The sequence below is a fragment of the Microcoleus sp. B4-C1 genome, from assembly GCF_036705285.1.
Classification (GTDB): domain Bacteria; phylum Cyanobacteriota; class Cyanobacteriia; order Cyanobacteriales; family Microcoleaceae; genus Microcoleus.
Genome location: NZ_JAUBUC010000009.1, coordinates 52,174 through 73,253, shown reverse-complemented (window position 1 = coordinate 73,253; position 21,080 = coordinate 52,174). Strand labels below are relative to the sequence as shown.

At 45.9% G+C, this 21,080-nt stretch carries 11 protein-coding genes; 5 read left to right on the top strand and 6 right to left on the bottom strand.

The window, feature by feature from the left end:
• Positions 1-42 precede the first annotated feature (42 nt).
• The 4 genes from QUB26_RS05655 to QUB26_RS05640 all read left to right on the top strand — a co-directional run bounded on the left by QUB26_RS05655 (position 43) and on the right by QUB26_RS05640 (position 8,025).
• The gene (locus QUB26_RS05655; RefSeq protein WP_333237604.1) at positions 43-981 is read left to right on the top strand and encodes a glycosyltransferase; all 939 of its coding nucleotides are present in this window, start codon (positions 43-45) and stop codon (positions 979-981) included.
• A gap of 581 nt (positions 982-1,562) precedes the next feature.
• The gene (locus QUB26_RS05650) at positions 1,563-4,718 is read left to right on the top strand and encodes a PAS domain-containing protein (protein WP_333237603.1); all 3,156 of its coding nucleotides are present in this window, start codon (positions 1,563-1,565) and stop codon (positions 4,716-4,718) included.
• A gap of 497 nt (positions 4,719-5,215) precedes the next feature.
• A complete protein-coding gene (gene argZ / locus QUB26_RS05645) occupies positions 5,216-7,330 on the top strand; it encodes a bifunctional arginine dihydrolase/ornithine cyclodeaminase (protein ID WP_333237601.1) in 2,115 nt (704 codons plus the stop codon).
• Positions 7,331-7,518: 188 nt separating this feature from the next.
• Positions 7,519-8,025 carry a DUF29 family protein gene (locus QUB26_RS05640; protein ID WP_333237599.1) on the top strand — a complete coding sequence of 169 codons (507 nt, stop codon included), beginning with the start codon at positions 7,519-7,521 and terminating at the stop codon, positions 8,023-8,025.
• Between the two features lie 302 nt (positions 8,026-8,327).
• Here the strand turns inward: QUB26_RS05640 and QUB26_RS05635 are convergent, their stop codons facing one another.
• The 5 genes from QUB26_RS05635 to QUB26_RS05615 all read right to left on the bottom strand — a co-directional run bounded on the left by QUB26_RS05635 (position 8,328) and on the right by QUB26_RS05615 (position 17,124).
• On the bottom strand, positions 8,328-9,500 hold the full coding sequence (locus QUB26_RS05635) for a citrate synthase (protein ID WP_333237597.1): 1,173 nt from the start codon (positions 9,498-9,500) through the stop codon (positions 8,328-8,330).
• Positions 9,501-9,733: 233 nt separating this feature from the next.
• Complete coding sequence (sixA, locus tag QUB26_RS05630; RefSeq protein ID WP_333054609.1) at positions 9,734-10,228, bottom strand: phosphohistidine phosphatase SixA; 495 nt, start codon at positions 10,226-10,228, stop codon at positions 9,734-9,736.
• Between the two features lie 67 nt (positions 10,229-10,295).
• A complete protein-coding gene (locus tag QUB26_RS05625) occupies positions 10,296-13,937 on the bottom strand; it encodes a diguanylate cyclase domain-containing protein (protein WP_333237595.1) in 3,642 nt (1,213 codons plus the stop codon).
• Positions 13,938-15,113: 1,176 nt separating this feature from the next.
• Positions 15,114-16,388 carry a bifunctional oligoribonuclease/PAP phosphatase NrnA gene (locus QUB26_RS05620; protein ID WP_333237592.1) on the bottom strand — a complete coding sequence of 425 codons (1,275 nt, stop codon included), beginning with the start codon at positions 16,386-16,388 and terminating at the stop codon, positions 15,114-15,116.
• Between the two features lie 238 nt (positions 16,389-16,626).
• Positions 16,627-17,124 (bottom strand): HNH endonuclease, encoded by a 498-nt coding sequence (locus QUB26_RS05615; protein WP_006633674.1) that lies wholly within the window; start codon positions 17,122-17,124, stop codon positions 16,627-16,629.
• A 345-nt stretch (positions 17,125-17,469) separates the two neighbouring features.
• On the opposite strand from QUB26_RS05615, the gene QUB26_RS05610 reads away from it, so the two are divergent.
• Positions 17,470-17,934 (top strand): COP23 domain-containing protein, encoded by a 465-nt coding sequence (locus QUB26_RS05610; RefSeq protein WP_333054612.1) that lies wholly within the window; start codon positions 17,470-17,472, stop codon positions 17,932-17,934.
• A gap of 253 nt (positions 17,935-18,187) precedes the next feature.
• Here the strand turns inward: QUB26_RS05610 and QUB26_RS05605 are convergent, their stop codons facing one another.
• Positions 18,188-20,962: an AAA-like domain-containing protein gene (locus tag QUB26_RS05605; RefSeq protein ID WP_333237588.1), complete on the bottom strand. Its 2,775-nt coding sequence runs from the start codon at positions 20,960-20,962 to the stop codon at positions 18,188-18,190.
• Between the last annotated feature and the right edge of the window lie 118 nt (positions 20,963-21,080).

Genomic DNA, 21,080 nt, shown 5'->3' with positions numbered 1-21,080 from the left:
TGCTACCGTGGGATACGGTAACTGTGGCGATGGGGAAAAATCGTGTTTTTTAGTGTTGTAATTCCGACGTATAATCGTAAACCGATTTTGGCAAAATGTCTACTGGCTTTGGAAAATCAGCAGTTCGGTGAGATTGTCAGAGAGTATGAAGTAATTGTCGTGGACGACGGATCGACGGACGGGACGCTGGAGTGGTTGGCCGCAAATGCTGACTTGTTGCCTCATGTGCGATCGATCTGTCAATCTCACCAGGGCCCGGCGGCTGCCCGGAATTTGGGCGTTGAAGATGCTAAGGGCGATACGATTATTTTTATTGACAGCGATTTGGTGGTAACAGAGCATTTTTTGCAAGCACACGCTGATGCTTTACTACAGGGTTACAAAGATACTGATGCTGTTTTTACTTACGGCAGCGTGATTAATACTTGCAATTTCGACAATCCTACCTCAGAACCTTACAAAATCACCGATTTTTCGGCGGCTTATTTTGCTACGGGAAATGTGGCGATCGCCCGCCACTGGCTGCTGGCTGCTGGACTTTTTGACAATCGCTTTCAACTGTACGGATGGGAAGATTTAGAGTTGGGAGTTAGGTTAAAAAAATTAGGTTTAAAACTCCTTAAATGTCCGGCTGCTGTCGGCTATCACTGGCATCCACCTTTTAGTTTGGAGCAAATTCCAGGCATGATTAACCGAGAAATTGAGCGCGGGAGAATGGGAGTTTTGTTTTATCAAAAACACCCAAGTTGGGAAGTACGGATGATGATTCAAATGACTTTTCTGCACCAAATACTGTGGGGAGTTTTATCATTAGGTGGGATGCTGAACGAGCGAACGATGACTCCTTTTTTACAGTGGTTGATTGACCAAGGCAAGCCCCAGCTAGCTTTAGAAATTGCTCGGATTTTTCTGAATTGGTATAACGTGAAAGCCGTGTACGCCGCTTGCGGAGAATTGCAAGCCGAGACAAAGATACCATAAATCAGCCCCATCCCGCAAATAAGATATAAGATATTGTAGGAGTTTTTTAGGGCCCATTGGTGTCAACTTAAGCTCATAATTAGTAACGGTAACAACTGTTTGACAATTATGCCTACACTGCCCTAGGGCTGCTTAATAAGGGAAATTTAGGGAACTCACAACTTGGATACGAACCAGAAAAAAATAATTTTTAGTCTTAAGTTGACACCAATGTTCCGGCTTGTTTAAATTAACCTTTTTAGTGAGGATATCTAATGAAAAATCTCAACACAAAGCACCCGATCAAGGGCTGCCAAACATGGTCGTATAAAGTCTAAGAATCAAATTTTAACCTTTATTTAATCAAAATTGCTTGGTTAGCCTGTGATTTGAGGAATCTAGGCTGTTTTATCACCAGACTCCGATAATTTGAGCTACCAAGATTTTCAAAAGATCGTTACTTTTGATATAATGACAGATAATTTAAGAGTGTGCTAGAGAGCCAATAGTTGTGCTGGTTTATCTGAGAGTGTTAGCTACAAGCGGTTAATGACTTTAAAAATATTCCCACATATACAACTTGAATAGTTTGAGGGTTTGCTGTGAATACAACTGACGATAAAAATCCAAGACTAGAAACAGTTAGACTTGAAAACACTGTCTTACAAGAAAATATTTTAATGGTGGACGACCATCCAGAAAGCTTGCGGCTTTTATCCCAGCTTTTGTCTAAGCGGGGATATAAAGTGCGGCCGACACGAGATGGCAAATTGGCTCTTAACTTTGCTATGTCGAGTCCACCAGACTTGATTTTACTGGACATCATGATGCCCGGTATGGATGGGTATCAAGTCTGCGAAAAGTTAAAAGCTTGTCCGCAAACCAAAGATATTCCTGTGATTTTTATTAGCTCTTTAAATGAAGTTTTTGATAAAGTCAAAGCTTTTTCGGTGGGGGGGGTAGACTACATTAGTAAACCATTTCAAACAGAAGAAGTGGTGAGCCGTGTCGAAAATCAACTGCTTCTGAGCCGTCTTTATAAACAAATTTTAGCACAAAATGCACGGCTGCAAGCAGAAATAGAAGAACGCAAGCGTATCGAAGCAGAACTCCGAGACAGCCAACGCTGGCTGTCTGCTGTAATTCAAACACATCCTAATATTTTGTACGTTTCCGATTTGATAGAACAGCGAACTTTGTATATCAACCGCGAAATATATAGCGATATTGGCTATTCTTTTGAAGAAATCCAGCAAATGGCAGGAGGATTTCTTCCTAACTTAATACACCCTGACGATTTGCCAGGATTCTCAGAACACCTCAGCAGGATTGAGGCAGCAAAAGACGGTGAAAGCTTTGAGTGTGAGTACCGAATTCAGCACAAAAATGGTGAATATCGGTGGTTTGTTAGCGTGGATACCGTGTTTGCCAGAACCGCAGACGACAAACCTTGGAAAATTTTGGGGACGGCTACTGAAATTAGCGATCGCAAACAAGCTGAACTAGAACTAAAAACAGCTTTATCTGCTTTAGAACGGCAAATCAAACAAAGGTTTTTAATAGAAACAATTACTCTTGAAATTCGATACAGTTTAAATCAAGATCAAGTTTTTCAAACAGCTACTGCCCAAATAGGTAGAATTTTTAATGCTGATTGCTGCTTGGTTCATACCTACACAGAACACCCTATTCCCAGAATTTATAATGTCGCTGAGTACAGAAAATCCGCATCCAAATCGCTTTTAGATTTAGAAATTCCCGTACAGGGCAATCCTCACGTTCAGTTTTTATTATCCCAAGATCAAGCTGTAGTTTCTGACGATGTTTTTTCCGACCCGCTGCTAGAAAACGCCCGAGATTTGTGCTGTCAAATAGGCTTAAAATCGATGATATCCATCCGCACTTCCTACCAGGGAAAAGCCAACGGAATGATATGCTTGCATCAGTACGATCGCCCCCGCCACTGGACGCAGGAGGAGATCACATTATTGAGCGCTGTGGCGGCACAGATGGGAATTGCGATCGCTCAAGCAACACTTCTGGAACAAGATAAACAACAGCGACTTAAACTTCAACAAAGCGAAGCTAGTCTAGCAGCCGCCCAGAAAATTGCCCACATCGGCAGTTGGGAATTTGATTTAGTCACCAATAAAATTACTTGGTCAGAAGAAGTATTCCGCATTTTTGGTCTTGACTCAAGTGCAACTGAACCGACATCTGCCAAACTTTTAAAGATGTGTCATCCCGACGACAGAGAATTATTTCAAAAAACAGTCAGCCTAACTATCTCACAAGGCATTGCCTACAAAAGAGAGTTCCGATTTTTGCATCCTAGCCGTCAAATTATATACGTGGAAGGAAGGGGAGAAGCTGTTTTTAGCGAAACCGGGGAAGTAATAAAACTGTTGGGAACAGTGATGGATATTAGCGATCGCAAACAAGCCGAAGCAGCTTTGCAAATTAGCGAAGAACGTTTTTATCTGGCATTTGAAGGCAGTGCGATGGGCTTGTGGGATTGGAATCTTGCCACGGGAGAAGTCTATTTTAATCCACGGTGGAAAATGATGCTGGGATATGAAGTAGAGGAGGTAGAAAATAGTTTTGCATCCTGGGAGCAACTGGTACATCCAGAGGATTTGTCTCCGGCTAAAGCAGCGCTAAATGCTCACCTGGAAGGCAAAAATCCTACTTACGAAGTGGAATTTAGGATGCTGACAAAATCCGGCGAGTGGAAGTGGATTTTAGCTCAAGCGAAGGTGATGGAACACGACGCTTCGGGAAATCCTTTGCGGATGACGGGTACGCATATTGATATTAGCGATCGCAAACAAGCCGAAGTAGAGTTGCAATTTAGCGAACAGCGAGAACGAGAAAAAGCGCAACAGTTAGAACAAACTCTGGTCGACTTAAAAAAAGCTCAATCTCAGCTCATTCAAGCCGAAAAAATGTCAAGTATCGGGCAAATGGTAGCGGGAGTAGCCCATGAAATTAATAACCCCATCAGCTTCATATACGGCAATATTATTCCCGCAGCACAGTATGCTCGCGATTTGGTAAAATTGATTGAACTCTACCAGCAATACTATCCTGAACCAGTTCCCGAAATACAGGAAGAATTGGCAGAAGTCGAGGTAGATTTTATTGCTGGGGATTTCCCGAAAATAATGGCTTCAATGCAAGAAGGTGCTAACCGAATTAAGCAGATAGTGCTGTCTTTGAGAAACTTTTCGAGACTCGACGAAACAGATCGCAAAGTAATAGACATTCATGAAGGGATAGAGAGCACTTTGGTGATTTTGCAGCACCGATTCCAGTCACAGCCAAAACATCGGGAGATTCAAGTTATTAAAAATTACGGGAACCTGCCCAAAGTCGAGTGTTATCCGGCTCAATTAAACCAGGTATTTATGAATTTGCTGGTAAATGCGATCGACGCTGTGGAAGAGTCATCAGCAAACTGTACTTGCAAAGTTAACCAGATTCGCATTGTTACTGAACTCAGCAGCGAAAATCAAGTGTGTGTGCGGATTTTTGACAGCGGGCCCGGTATCCATCCCGAAGTTCAGTCAAGGATGTTTGACCCATTTTTTACTACCAAACCTGTGGGCACCGGCACTGGTTTGGGGTTATCGATTAGTTACCAAATAGTTAAAGACACCCACGGCGGTAAGTTGGAGTGTCATTCAGAAGTTGGCCGAGGAACAGAATTTGCGATCGAACTGCCGATTTCGCAAAAAAAGTTGAAAGTTAAAAGTTAGGATAAGCTGTTATGACAGAAGGAAGAAGGAAGAAGGAAGAAGGAAGAAGGAAGAAGGAAGAAGGAAGAAGCAGTAATAGCGCAATTGTTTCAGCGATTAAGAATGTCCTAAGCGTCTTGGCGGTTGCTATATATCATGTCCGGTAAATTAACGATAATTCTTGTAGGGGCGGGTTCACCAACAATCTATAATATAAGCTAGAGATGAGCTTAAACCCGCCCCTACCGTCAGATTGGGGGCAATTGCAACGGAGATCATATTAATCGTCTATCAGAACCTATTTTAGAGTGCGTCATAACCTGACATTTTATCCAGTATTTCCTGCGAACGGTCTTTGATTTAGTGTAATTTCATCTTAAACATGATATAATAAAAAGTTAGCCTTTTGAGGCTCCAGACGTTGCGCTGCTAAAATTAGTAGTGAATATTACAGTTGCTATTATACAAACTCTGTCAACATACGTCTGCTGTAGCGTCTACCACATTTTAACTGAATTATGACTGACTCAATTCGCTTCCTCATGTGTGCTCCCGACCACTACGATGTGGATTACGTGATTAATCCGTGGATGGAGGGAAATGTCCACAAATCATCGCGCGATCGCGCCGTCGAACAGTGGGAAAAACTTTACCACGTCCTCAAAGACAACGCTGTGGTAGACCTCGTACCGCCCGCAAAAGGCTGGCCTGATATGGTTTTCACCGCCAACGCAGGCTTACTTTTAGGAAATACCTTCGTCCTCAGCCGTTTCTATCACAAAGAACGCCAAGGCGAAGAACCCTATTTCAAAGCATGGTTTGAAAGCAAAGGTTTCACCGTGCACGAACTCCCGAAAGACTTGCCGTTTGAGGGCGCTGGCGATGCTTTACTCGATCGCGAAGGACGGTGGTTGTGGGCCGGATATGGCTTCCGTTCCGAACTCGACTCGCACCCGCTACTAGCAAAATGGCTCAACATAGAAGTGCTTTCCCTGCGTTTAGTTGACGAACGTTTCTATCACCTAGACACCTGCTTTTGTCCCTTGACAGGCGGCTATTTGCTCTACTATCCAGCAGCATTTGACTCCTACTCCAACCGCTTAATTGAAATGCGAGTTGCGCCGGAAAAACGCATTGCCATTGAAGAAGCCGATGCCGCCAATTTTGCCTGCAATGCCGTCAATATTGACAAAGTTGTGGTAATGAACAAGGTTAGCGAAGCCTTGAAATCACGCATTACTAAGGCCGGTTTTCAAGTAATTGAAACGCCGATGAGCGAATTTCTGAAAGCGGGCGGCGCCTGTAAGTGTTTGACGCTGCGGGTAACGGAACCGGTGCAAGAAGATCGATCGGCAAATGTGATGGTAGAAAGCCGCACAATTCGCATGGAAGGTCACTTGCTGGATGCTGGTTTAATCAGTCGTGCTTTGGACTTAATTGTCGATCTCGGTGGCAGTTTCCAAGTGCTCAATTTCAATCTGGGAGAGCAGCGGCAAAGTACATCATCTGCCGACGTTAAAGTTTCGGCTCCTTCCCACGATGTGATGGAAGAAATGATGGGAATGCTGATTGACTTGGGTGCAGTGCCGCCACCACAAGAGATTTGCGACGCTATTTTAGAACCTGTAGTCCAAGATGGTGTCGGCCCGGACGACTTTTATGTGAGTACAATTTATCCCACGGAAGTGCGGGTAAATGGTCAGTGGGTGAAAGCGCAAAATCAGCGGATGGATGGAGCAGTTGCTATTACTGAAACCGCTGATGGCCCAGTGGCTAAATGCAAATTATTGCGCGATTTAAAAGTAGGAGAAAAAGTCGTTGTAGATGTAGTGGGTATCCGCACCATCCGCAAAACAGAATCGCGGGAACAGCGCAATTCTCAAGAATTCAGCTTTATGTCGGGCAGCGTTTCTAGCGAGCGTCGCGTAGAATTGGTAGTGGAACAAGTAGCCTGGGAATTGCGCCAAATTCGCGATCGCGGTGGCAAAGTTGTAGTTACGGCGGGGCCTGTTGTTATCCACACCGGCGGTGGCGAACATTTAGCGCATTTGATTCGCGAAGGTTACGTGCAAGCGCTGTTAGGTGGAAATGCGATCGCGGTTCACGACATGGAACAATCGAATATGGGAACCTCTTTAGGGGTTGACATGAAACGCGGTGTTGCTGTGCGTGGCGGACACCGACATCACTTGAAAATAATTAACAGTGTGCGACGTTACGGGAGTATTGCAAAAGCTGTAGAAGCAGGCTTGGTTACTAACGGTGTCATGTACGAGTGTGTGAAGAACAATATACCGTTTTCTCTGGCCGGTTCGATCCGCGATGACGGCCCGCTTCCTGACACGCAAATGGATTTAGTTAAAGCTCAAGAAGAATATACTGAGCTGTTACGAGGTGCAGATATGGTGTTAATGCTGTCGTCTATGCTGCACTCAATTGGTGTGGGAAATATGACGCCGGCGGGTGTGAAGATGGTCTGTGTGGACATTAATCCGGCGGTGGTGACGAAATTGAGCGATCGGGGTTCGATCGAGTCTATTGGAGTTGTTACCGATGTGGGATTGTTCCTCAGTTTGTTGGTGAATCAATTGGATAAATTGACCAGCCGCCATCATGTAGCTCAATCTGTGTAGATTTAGCTAGTCTACTCGTTACCAGGCTCTTCCTGGTAACGCATAGCCGGAGGCTCTGCCTCCAATTTTACGGTTCGGAAAGCGAAGTAAAGCCTCCGGACATCGCTGCCCAGACAGAGCCTAGAAACCAGTTAGTTAATGGTGGGCAATACCTTATGAAATCCCTATAAATATTGAGGGCATAATCAATGGTACAGGAATTAATAGACCTCAGAAATTGTATTTTGGCAGGCAGAAATGAAGATGCTCTAGCGATTGTCGATGAATTAGAGGGCATGAGCAAACAAGCAACTTTACGGAATATCGGGTCTTTTTTACTAATTCTGTTAATCCACCTCATTAAAAACCAAGTAGAACAGCGTTTAACTAATTATTGGGCTGCTTCTATTGCTAATTCTGTCCGAGGTATTAAAAAGCTCAATCTCAAAGATAATAAAACATCTTATTACATCAATGCTTCTGAATGGGAGCCTTTTCTAGAAGATGAACTAGAAGCCGCAATTCGTGAGGCTAGCAGGGAAGTGTTGGAAGGAAAGTTAAGCCGTGCTCAACTCAATGAAAGAGTGGACAGAGAGCAAATCCTTGCGATCGCAACTGGGCTACTGTCCCTGACCTACACTTATTCTAGAGGTGAATTCGAGGATGCGATCGATGAGCATTTAGCTGACTTGCCTGGTGGTGAAGAGTGGAATTAAGAGATTTAACCGCAGAGGGCGCAGAGAACGCAGAGGGAGATCCCAGAGAGATGAATAATTGCGATGAAGCGCGGATTTTATATTACTTAGGGCAATAAAAAGCCTCAGACCCGCAAGTCTGAGGACCGGAGTTCCTGAAAATCGTCACTTCTTACTATTGTCGCCAACAAACACCACAACATACAAGAGGGGTGCAACCCAGCACGGCAGTCTTTGGCAGACAGAGATTGCTTCCTGACTCGGAAGGCGAAAGCAATTTTTAATTCAACACTTCACCAAAGCAAAACAATTCCTCTCGCCATTTAAATATCTGGGTTGATAATTGTGCTGTAGGATGGGGACCTCTCCTCGATCGCAATATAAGGAGCACCGTGAGTCCCCGTATATATTTGAGTCGGGCGGTAAATGCGGTTTGCCTCTAGTTGTTCCTTCCAGTGGGCCAACCAGCCAGCAACACGGGCGATCGCAAAAACTGGTGTAAATAAGTCCAGCGGAATTCCCATTTTTCGGTAAACCAAACCAGAATAGAAATCTACATTTGCATAAATTCCTTTCTGGCCCAATTTCTCTTCAACCACTTCTTCCAACTTGACAGCAATGTCGTAATAATCATCGCGGCCGAAGTTCTCAAACAACTGTTCCGCTAACCTCTGAAGAATAGTTGCTCTCGGATCTTTCACCTTGTAAACTCGGTGACCGAAACCCATGATTTTGTCCTTATTTGCAACACACTTCTCGACAAAAGGCCGCACATTTTCTACCGAACCAATTTGCTGCAACATATCAATCACTTCTTCATTAGCTCCCCCGTGCAGCGGCCCCGCCAAAGTGCCAACTGCTGAAGCAATCACTCCGTAAGGGTCTGTCAGTGTCGAAGCTGTTACCATTGCCGAAAATGTAGAGGCATTAATGGTATGTTCAGCATGGAGAGTCAGACAAGTGTCAAAAATGCTAGCTAACAGCGGATCGGGTTCTTGCTCGTTGAGCATATAAAGAAAGTTAGCCGAGTAGTTCAAGTCATCCCTCGGCCGCACCGGATCATTTCCCCGTCGCATTTGCTGGAACGCTGCTACCATTGTGGGAATCTTAGCTAGCAGCCGCACTACAGCTTCTCGAATGTATGCTGGGTTAGCCAGAGCTCTGCGGGAGTAGAACAAGCCCAGGGCGGCCGCTGAAGCTTGCAGGGCGTCCATTGGGTGTCCTCTTTCAGGAAAGCATTTCATCATGTCCCGGATGCGATATTTGATCCGGCGGTGATAGCGAATTTCATGCTCGAAAGCTTCTAGTTCTTCCTTTGTCGGAAGTACCCCCCAGATTAATAAATATGAAGTTTCGAGAAAGGAACTTTTGAGTGCCAGTTCCTCGATGCTAATCCCGCGATATTCCAGCAACCCTTTTTGTCCATCGACGTAGCTAATGCTGGACAAGGTGGCGGGAACACCTTCTAAACCTGGTTTGAATTCGCCGACGACCATTGCGATACCGTTTTGTGTGAGTTCAATCTACTAAAAGTACATTACCAGAAAGCAAGATAGTGTCGCAGTCTTGACAAATAATCATTTAATTGCGGTTCAGAAACCGGGTTTTTCAACACACAGCCCGATCGCACCGCTGCGTATTGTCGCCCCTTTTTCCCGGTTTCCCCGTCCCAGAATGCGGGTTTAAGAGGGCTGGCGCGTCCTGTTAATGTCGGGGCGGTTCGCTGTTTCTAGCGCAGCAAAAACTTGGGCGCAGTTAGCCAAAACATTTGGCTGCGGCCCACTGGGGAGCCGGTTTCCGGGAGGATTAAGCCGATGATACCGGCTTTTTTGAGAATCAGGGCATCTTGCGATCGAGCCCAAAGCAAAGTTTCTGCCCAGTGGCCTAAGTCTGGTTGGTGGCCCACTAGGGCCAAGCTGCCACTACCGATGTCCTGCCATTGTTTGTACCACTCCAGCCAGTTCCCGATGTCTCCTGAAGGTGCGAGGGCGGCGGATTCTTCTATTTGGGAACTCAAACCGACTGTTTGCAGGATTTGGGCGGTTTGCTGGGCGCGCAGTAGGGGACTGGTGAGAATCAAGTCAAACTGAATTTCGAGCTCGTACAGCCGCTGGGCAATTTTCCTGGTTTTACGATCGCCCTCTTTAGTCAGCGGGCGTTCTGAGTCTGTATCATATTCTTCGGGTGCGGCGGCGATACCGTGCCGGATCAGATAAATAACCATATATCAATACTTCCAGGCATGGGGTCCCGTTTTTCTAGGAGCAGTCTAGGATATACCTACCTTTTGCCTATTCTACAACTGTATTGAAATCTGGCGCTGTCATCTGGTTGGCGCTTGTGTAGCGATCGCGCCCTTGTCGTTTCGCATCATATAATGCTCGATCGGCGAGGGCAATAAGTTCATCCGGTGATGTTTCCGCAGTGGGAATCACAGTTGCAATTCCCATGCTAACAGTCACGATCGTGCTCACATTAGATTGCTCGTGAGGGATTCCCAAATCTCGGATTGCCTCTCGGATCGACTCAGCAACCGCGATCGCGCCATCCGCATCCGTATTCGGTAGGATAGCAGCGAATTCTTCCCCCCCGTAACGTGCAAACAGATCCGATGAGCGTTTAACCGCTTGTGCCGCCGATGAAGCCACTTTTACTAAACAAATATCCCCCGCTTGATGTCCGTAGCAATCGTTATATCGCTTGAAATAATCTACATCCAACATAATCAACGAAAGCTGTTGTTTCCCCTGCATCAGTCGGTGCCATTCCGACGGCAATCGCTCATCAAAACAGCGGCGGTTTGCTACTTGTGTTAACCCATCTGTCGTAGCAATTAATCTTTCTTGTTCTGCCCGGTGTCTGAGCATCTCCTCGGCCCGCTTGCGTTCTGTAATATCAGCAAAAGTCGTTACTACTGCATAGGGTTGAGACTGATTCATCTGGAACAGCGGTTGCGAATTAATCGAAATCCAAGTCAGCGTTTTATCCGATTTGTGAATGCCCATCACCACATTTGATAGGGGTTTTCCCGTCCGTAGGGTAATCATTGCCGGATGCTGTTGGCAGGGGAAAGGAGAGCCATCTTCGTGAACGGTTCGCCAGTCTAAATCTATGGATGTACGCCCCATCAGTTGTTCGGGGGTCAGTCCGAGAATCCTTCCGGCACTAGCATTACAGGTCGTAATTTGTCCGTCTGCTAGCTGAAGTACGACGCCTTCAGTCATGCTTGTAATCACAGAACGATACCGTTCCTCGCTCTCCTGTAATTGACTCAGGAGAATGTTTTTAGCATCAAACTCTGAAGCCAGATGCAGGCTACCCGCCAAAAACCCCGCCATCAGTTGTAAGGTATGAATATCTGACTCTGTAAAGGCACAGGGTGTAGCGGAAACAACTTTTAAGACGCCAACCCGATCGTCCTGATAGAACAAGGGAACAACCACCAGTGACCGGATACCAATGCGCTGACAGACAGCCTGATCCACCCGTGCATCGGCTTGTGAATCATCGCAAAGCATGATTTGGCCGGTCGCAATACATTTTCCCGATAAACTTGTCCCTACTTTGATCCGTAATCCCACATAGGCGCTGGCGATACCGCTGGCTGCCCGATACACCAACTCATCCCCTTCCAGCATTTCAATCACGGCCCCATCGGCACCGAGCGATTTTTGAGTTCGATCGGTAATCACCGCCATCACTGCATCCAGGTTAGGATTGGGGGTGGCGATTTCCTGTTGGGTGGCAATCACCACCGCCAGACGATCGAACTCTTGTTGTAATGCTGCTTCTGCTTGCTTGCGATCGGTGATATTTTTCATAAAGCAGTGATGCCCGATCAATCGCTCCTGCGAGTCGTAGGCCGCCAACATCACCACGTGCTTGTAAAAGATCGAGCCATCTTTCCGGATACCCCGGGCCTCAACCTCCACTCGGCCCTCGGCTAGCATTTTTTGATAAGCGGCCATCATCCTGTCGCAGTCTTCGGGATGAACTGTTTTCTGCCAACTCCTACCAACCATTTCTTCAGGCTGATAACCTGCTATATTCGCGTAGGCTTGATTAACGGTGATGTACCGTCCGAAAATATCCAGCCGCGAGATGCCCTCAACGGCATTAGCAAGAGCTGTACTCAATTCTCTGAGTTCTGTTTCTGCCTGGACAAGATCCGTAATGTCTTGGGATGTACCAAACAACCGAATGACTTTTCCCTCTGCATTGAGTTGAACCTGTCCTCTGGCTTCGGTATGGCGGATAGAACCATTCGGGCCCACGATTCTAAGGCGCAATAGATAAGGCTCTCCGTGACTGAGCGCTCGTTGAACTACCAGGTGTAGCTGTTTGGCACTTTCGGGATGGTAAAGCCGCAGGTTTTCTTCATAAGTAGGTTCGCCTAGGGCCCTGGATCGTCCCAAAATCTCGAATAGTTCGGGAGACCAGGTAATTTTACCCGTAATCACGTCCCACTCCCAGTTACCGATGTGGGCAACCCGCTGGGCTTCTGACAACCTAATTTGACTCTTTTGCAGGTCTGTTTCTGTCTGCTGGCGGTCGGTAATGTCCTTTTCGTTCACCAGCAACATCGGGTTGCCCGTTACCGGGTCGTTGGTACACCGCACGTCCATCCCATGCCAGCGAATTCCCGCCAGAGTAATCACTTGAGCCTCCGTGCTAAATACCTCACCGGACTGAATAACTGCCATTGCTCGCTCTCCTACTTGAGAGTCAACAAAGCGGCTCAGAAAAGCATTATCTGTCGCAGAGCCAGGGTGCAGCGCATCCCCGTAACAGCCCAATGCCGCCGGGTTTTGCAGCAGCGGCACACCTTCGAGGGTGTACAGCGAAACCATCAGCGTGGTGTGTCGGATTGCCTCGATCGATCGCAGGGTTTCCGGCTCGATTTGAGGAGCGGTTTCGACCGTACCCTCCACCAGGATTGCCAAACGCCCGCCATCAATCCTGATGCCAGAGCACCGACAGCCGACAGAAACAGGCTCACCGGCCGGGTAAAACGTCCACTGCTCAGACAAGGTTTGGCCTTGCTCAAACTGCTCCAAATAGCTCTGCAAGCGAATCCGAGTAGACTCTGACAACATATCCCTAAAGTTGTGGCTCGCCAGTTGCTGGCGCGTCGAAGCATCCCACAGGTACAAGGAGGCTTGGTTGGCCCACCGGATTTGCCAATGCTCAATATCAAATATCCAGATCGGGTTTTGCAACAAGTCAAAGGCTTTGAGGTGGACAATATCGCCGCTCAGGGAACAGGCAAACTCTGGTTGTAGACAATTTTGATGATTGACTCTGGGCGCACTTTCTGTATTTGGATCAGTTTGATTTGGTTCTGTTTCGAGTTCCGGCGGTTGATTTGGCCCGATCGCCGGGCCGTGAGATTCCAAGTGCCGCATCCTCAACCCGATGTGCATTGCAACCTGTTGCAGGATCTCAATGTCGAGAGGTTCCCACTGACGCGGACTTCGGCATTGATGAGCAATCAACAGTCCCCAAAGCTTCGGAGATTGCTGCTGTTGGCCATCTAGCAAGATTGGCGCAACTAAATTTGCCTGAACTTGGATGCGATCGAGCAATTCGACATCACAAGCTTGAATATCACCAGCGTGAATATCAGAAATGGCACTCGTTTCCCCCTGGCTGTAGCGATCTACCCAGGTAGCTTCAAGGCAAGAGTCATGAATCAGTTGTCCCTGGATTGGCCGCCACTGATCGCCAACAGATTCAGCAAATACTACCCTCTCTCTATGCGGTAGGAATCGATAAATAATCACGCGATCTGTTTGCAGCAGCACCCTGGTTTCTTGTAGCGCACATTGCAAAATTGTCTCCAGATCCACGAACTCGTTGATTTTAAGTGCAATTTCTGAAACTTTTTCTATGCTTTTCTCTAACGACCAAGAGAAAGTCTTTTTTGTAGACATCTCCGTGTTCCTTGTTTGTTTAAGCTATTTTCTACTATTCTAACCCGCCACAAATAAATATAATAATTTCTTTTAACTCGTAGGAATCGCTGGCTGGGCTTAGGAAAAAATCAATATTTATGTGGCTAGCCAATTTTATGCTGACTGCTACAATTGCTTTTTTGATGTCATTTAGCCAAAAGTTTAGGTTGTTTGGTATCTATTTTGCTTCTTCTCAATCGTTTTTTGGCTAATTATTATCGCAAAGCTACTGCACCAACTATAACAAATTGTGATTGATTTAGCGAAGAAATAATAAAATTTCCCAAAATTAACCCTGTATAATTGTTAAAACCTAATAATTCTTGTGGAGTTTAGTAAACTAGAACACACTAAATTTGCCCCTCAACCTGGTTTTTTTATCAAAATACTTCGTGATATCCCTTGACAATTGTTAAAAAACCCGGTTTCTTTAGTGTATGATTTGGGAAAATTGGTAGAAAATTTATTACTGTTAGTCCTGGAGAACTCAACCGGGTTTTTCAACCTCCTTACTTCGTTAAAACTGAACATATTGCACGATTTTAAATAAATTTTCTATGGGCGGATTCTCCTGTCCTACCCGTACTACCCACAATAAAATTTAATTTTTATGGGACAGGCCGGAAAGCCTGTTCCTGGCAGAGGTAGACTGGGCGGGAGTTCCAACCCTGAATAAGAGTTAAAAAACCTGGTTGATGAGAGTTGGAGTGCGGGCCTGACTGATTGTCAAGTTGAGATTGTGCCCGGAATGAGAAAAAAACACGGCCAAACCTGGTAGCAACCGGAGGTCGAAAAGCTCGCATTCCCAGGCTGTTGCTGGAATCAATACCGCAGCTAGAAACTCCCGATTGATATCGTGTCCGGTCGAGGAACCGCGATTTTTGTAGGGGCGAGTTCACCAAGAATACCTGCCAATAATTGACAATCTCAAAAACTCGCCCCGACCGGGATATTACAGCATATTCCATGTATATGTGGTACACACAAGAAGAGAGACGCGAGTAAGGTGCGTCGCCACCCGTCAATCTGCAATCTTTATCAAATATGAAGGAGCGACGAACCCTACGGACTACGGACTAACACCACATAATATAGCTGATCCTATACTTCATGAACCACCGAATATGCTGTATGACTAATCGATCGGACATGATATTAATGATCGTAAACAGGATTGTCTTTAGGACTAATTAAATGCAGCAACTTTTGCTTAATCTGATCGTCGAATACTTCCCATTTTAGCCTTGCATAATCGCTCTTCTCATTCCCGCCAGAAAGAAATCCCACCGGAATTTCAAAACCTCCAGCTTGACTTCTGCCACCCCCAAAAAAGCGTCCTTGAGCATCTTGACCGAAGGCTTCTTTAATGAATTCGTCGGGATCGAGAGTAAGTTTATTCGTTCGCAGCGAGCCAATTACTACTTCAATTTCTTCGTCTTTGTCGTGAACAATTGCGTAGACAACGGCTGTGTGTACGTTCTCTTCTGTCACTAAAAAGTCCGCCGCTTGGGGAATAGAATCCCGATCGTCATAGCGGAGGTAGCCGATGCCGGCGATCGAAAAATTGTTCTGGACGGTGCGGTGTTTGAGCGATCGCTCGATCGCGTCCATCACCCACTTGGAACGAGACGACTGTAACACGGCATTCAGCAACTGCGGGTCGTAAAACCTGCTCAAATAAGCTGCAGCTAAAAAGTCCTCTTCCTGAGCTTGTCTGAGGGCGATCGTATCTGATCGCAAACCGTGCATCAAAGCTGTAGCACACTTGATGTGCAGACTGACGCTGGCGTCGAGAGTTAGGAGTCCAGACTGTAAATACTCGGCAAAAATCGTGGCTGTAGCACGGATTTGAGGGCGCAAATCGGTAAATTCTGCGTTCATTTCCCCCTGCAAATTGTGATGATCGATGACGGCGGCGATCGGAACTCCAGCGGCTAAAATATACTGGGTTAAGTTACAAGTCGTCCCTTGATTGTCGATGAAAGCGCAGCCCTGAAACACCGACAAATCCTTAGTTTTTAGTGTTTCCACCGTCCAGCGCTGCAACGGCAACCCTGTCAATTTAACTAAGGCAATATTTTCTTGGTGGCTGAGGGCGCCGGCGTAGATAATCTCGCATTGGATATCGTATTGTTCGGCGATTAATTTGTAAGTCCAAGCGCTGGAAAGTGCGTCGGGATCGGGAAAATCTTGCAGCAAGATTAACTGGCGAGTGCCTTTGTGCCGATCGAACATTTGGCGCAATTGCTCGACTTTGCGATCGTGCAATTCCTCGCGGAGACGGCCGCGATTCTCTTCGGAAGCAACTTCGGCTTTGCTGCGCCGTTTCCCAGGCGCAGTCACTCCGGCTACAACCTCGCTGCTGGCCTCAAGTTCACCTTCGCGGTTGCCGGATGTTTCATCGGAATTGTTAGGGGGATGGTCTTTCATCGTTGAAAATTAACAATTTAACTATTTCAAGATTTGCACGACATTCGATCTTAAACCCGGTTTCTTTGTAGATGCCTGTTTGTCAAAGCCCATACTTTTTACGAGAAACCTGATTTAAGATGGTAAATTCTCTGTTTACTTTTTTAATTCATGGAGAGAGTGCGTGTTGCCAGGAACGAAGCAATCTCAGAACTAATAACTCCCGCAAAAAACCCCCGCGCTTGCGCTGACAGGGGTTTTAAAGGCCTATTACATATTTTTGCCATTCTTTGTGCATACCGCTCTTAACGTGTTTAGTCACTTCAAAATAAAGACCGCTGTGAGGTTTCCTAGGCGGATAGCGCAGCGACATTCCCGCTTCTTTCGGCGTGCGGCTGCCTTTATTGACATTGCAGCGCACGCAAGCGGTGACGAGGTTTTCCCAACTGTCCCCTCCTCCGCGCGATCGGGGAATTACATGATCGAGGGTTAAATCGTCCCCCGTATAACTACAGTATTGACAAGAGTGTGCGTCCCGGTGCAAGATGTTCCGGCGGGTTAGCGGAATATCCTTATAGGGAACTCGGACGTAATGCCGCAGTCGGATCACAGTTGGTAGCGGGAAGTTTGGCGCAATAAATTTCCCGTTGTGTTCTACCTGTTCTGCTTTTCCTTTCAGCAACAAAACTACCGCCCTTCGCCAATTGGTGATGTTAAGGGGTTCGTAGGAGGCGTTCAGCACCAGAACATTGCCCATTGTTGATTATTAAAGAGAATATTTTTCCCGATGGTAACACAGGTTCCACTTTAGGTGGGGCGGGATCGGGAAGAGCGAGGCGATCGCAAAAAACGCTGAAAAACCAATCCTTTACCCTATACCTTCGCGCCTGCGCCCCCTAGGGCTGCATCTATTTTCTGCCTTTGGTGTTTGTCAGCGAGCTTTTTTCCCGGAGTTTTGGCCCAGATGAGGCCAGTGTGTGCGATCGCAAAAATTTGCCGAATAAATTTTATTTTTTTCTCTAAATGCCTAATCTTCCCGGCAACAAACAGTTTAAATTTTTAGACTATTAGTAACCTTAAATGAAAAAGCTTATTACTGCTCATGAAATTTCGGCTCTTAAAGTCAGTTTTTAGCGCGTCAATTATTGCCCTTGCTGCTCCGATTTTAGCAAACAGTCCAGCCTTCGCCCAAGCGCCTTCATTCTTCTGTGGCGCTACTGGTGGCCGCCCCGCTACAATTGCTGTCCAACAAGGCAAAAATATTCCCGTTATTTTGTGGCTAGCTGATAACTATTTCAATGAATCAGGAGAAGATGCGATTACTCGGTGCACCAGAGTCTCAGGAATTCTCAACAACTCGCAACCGCAAGGAAGCTGGGATAATATTGTCACAGCAGGTGCATCTAGCAACGGTCAATTAATTATTTGTGCAGCTAATCCTCAAGACGGTTCCTGTAGATTATTATATCAAGTACCCAAAGGTCAAAATCCCGAACAAGCCCGACAAGAACTCTTAAAAAGAGTTACAAATCCTAATGTAAGTGTTTCGCCTGTTAAAGTAAATTGATAATCATTAGTAGGGACACCGCACCGTGCCCATAGGTGTCAACTTAAGCTTTTCGTCTGCCAGTCCTCCCGCTCACCCGGCAGTCCGCCAGGGAATGAATTCCCTGTCTAATAGCTAAAGTCCTCTCAAAGAGGACTGAAGAACTCATTAGTCCTATGCAAGAGGACTTTAGCTTTGAGGCAGGGGTTTCAACCCCTGTCGGACTATCGGTTTAACGTTAAGTTGACACGAAGAAGGGCACGGTGCGGTGTCCCTACTTGCAGATAGTTGAAACTCTTGTAAAATACTTCGGTTGAGTGGCGAAAAAATTGCAGCTTTGCTTCAGCAATTCTTCTAACCCTTCAACCTGCCTCAACCATACAGTGCCGTTGCTTCCAGCTACAGCAATTTGTTTTCCGTCTCCACTCCAACTGACACTAACAACATTCTCCTCGAACTCAAATTGAGCAACCTGCCGCCCCGCTAAATTCCACAGCCGTACAGTCTTGTCAATTCCCACTGTAGCAAGCCGTTCTCCGTCGGGACTAAAACTAATTGATTTCGCATCAAAATGCAAGGTTTGAAATTCCTTAACTAATTCTTTTTCTGACAGATTCCACAGCCCAACTTTGCCATTTAATGTTACTGTAGCAAAGCGATACTGGTGTTGAGCCGGAGTGAAACTGATCCCAATTGCCTGAATAGGCAGTGTTTTTTTTAGCTTGCCCGACAAATTCCAAAGTCGCACTGTAGATTTGCCATCTAAAGTCGTTATGAAATCACCCTTTGGGCTAAAATTTACGCTTCTCACTAAGCCGTTGTGACCTGGGAGTTTCTGGCTAGGCGATACTAATTGTGGCAGTTTAGACAAATCCCAAATTGCAGCATAGCTGTCTATCCCTGCCGCCGCTAATAACTTTCCTTCAGGGCTAAAAGTGATGCTGGTAACAGAGCCTTTAATTCCTTTCAAAGTAGAAATATTTTTCCCTGATAAATTCCATATTTTAACTGTGCTGTCCCTTCCGGCGGTCGCTAAAAATTTACCATTCGGGCTAAAGTTTACCATATTAACTGACTGCTGCAAAGCTTTCCATTCAGCAATTTTTTGCCCGGAAAAGTTCCAAATCCGAACTCTATCGTCTATTCCTGCGGTTGCTAAAATCTGCCTGTGTGGGCTAAAACTGACGCTGGTAACTGCACCTTTATGAGCTTGCCAATTTATCTTTGTTTGCGGAAGTGATGAGGCTTTTGTCTGGTGTGTTTCGCTAATTCTATCGAGGATTATTTGTAATGCTAACAGCGGTCTAGTTGCCGGATATTGTTCTAGCTTAGGTTTGTTTTTAACCAAGGTTTTTAATTTTTTCCCGGAGGCGATCGCCCTCAGTAAAGCTTCTGATAAAGCTTCGGTGTTTTCGGTTTTTTGAGATACCGCCAACAGTAAAGCATCGCTGCCATTTTGTTCGATTTCAATACTTGCTTGTGCTAGTTTAAACCGCTGGTAAGCGAGAGTTGAAAAGCCGATCGCTGTCACTAACGATGCTGCCAGTACCGCAGAACCGATGCCGATCCACTGTTTGGCTTTTTGTTTGGCAGAGTCAGCTTCACTCCAAGCTTTTTCGGCATCGCAGACAGCTTTTTTAGTTTCTAGTGTAGCTGAATGCAGCAGTTGATTTTGGTCGCTCAAAATAACTTTCTGGCTGGCAGTCAAAAATTGAAAATCTTCGTTTCTCAAACTTTTTCCGGCCGCCCAAACTAATGCTGACTGCAAATCATCTCCTCGCAACAGTTGGGAATCATCTTCACAGCTAGAATTTAGCCAGAGTTTGATGGCTTCGGAGTAAGGCGAGAGTTTTTCTAATTTGTGTTCAATTAAGTCTTGGTTAAATACAGCTTGATAAATAGGATTAGAAATTGTTAATTTTTCCCGGCGTTTAACGATTAATCCGCTTAATCGTAATTCCATTTGTTCGGCACTGCCATCGGGGACAATTTCAGCTTGTTCTAAAATTTGCTGATATAATCCTAGTCTCCTGACAATGCGCTGGTTTTCTTTGAAAAGCCGATCGCGAATTGTGGACAAATGTTCTGGGACATCCTGAGATTCCCAATTCTCCACTATTTTCAAGTGCACTACCTTTTCAACCCACTCTTTAGAAGGGTGAATGTTATCTTTCTCCTCCCCTTGCCAAGCAGGGGCTGGATCATCCTCCCCCCCTTGGCAAGGGGGGGCTGGGGGGGGTAAATTCGGGATTAATTCGGCATTTTCTAGCAGAAGTTTGCACAGCTTTTGAGTCAAAAAAGGTTGCCCGCCAGTCCAATACAAAACCTCTCTCAAAACTTGGTTAGGGCTGTCTGTCAGCTCTGCCAACCCCGCTGCTAGCGGTTGAGCTTCTGTTTCGTCAAAACCAGTTAATTCGATCGCCTTGCCAATATTAAAAGGGGTATTGCTGGTGGCATTTTGCTCGCGGCACAAATCCGTCGGCGATGCTACACCTAAAAGGGCCCAAGTTAGGCGATCGAACTCTGAATTGTTGGCGCGCTTGTTGTAGCACGATCGAATTAACGCTAAAAAATCATCGGCGGGAAAATCTAGGGCGAGAATGCTGTCGATTTCGTCAATAAAAATGACAATATTGCTGGAAATGTTCGGTAACAGTACGGTTTCGATGAATTCGCTCAATCTTTGAACCGGAGTTAAAAAATTGCGATCGCGCCACCAAGTCCGCACGTTGACAATATCCGACAGGTTAAAATTATTTTCGAGAATGCGTAGCAAACCAGCATACCACTGTTCGGGAGTTACGCCGCGATTGCCAATTTCCGAAATGTCGATCGCAGCACAAGCAATTCCTTCATTTCTCAGCCGCTGAATTGTCCGCACCTGCAAGCTAGATTTGCCCATTTGCCGGGAATTCAAAACATAGCAAAATTCCCCCGCCTTCAATCCGTTATATAAATCGTCGTCTGCTTGCCGCTTCACATAATTGGGAGCGTTATTTGTCAAACTCCCACCGACTTGATAGTAACTAGGCTTTGTGGTATAATCCATAGGATAAAATGGTAAAATCAAAAAAATATATTGGGGTCATTCTGCGGTTAAAACCGCTACTACACGAACAAAGTCCGCCCTCGCGAGACTGAAGAAATGAGGCGTATTAAAGGAATCT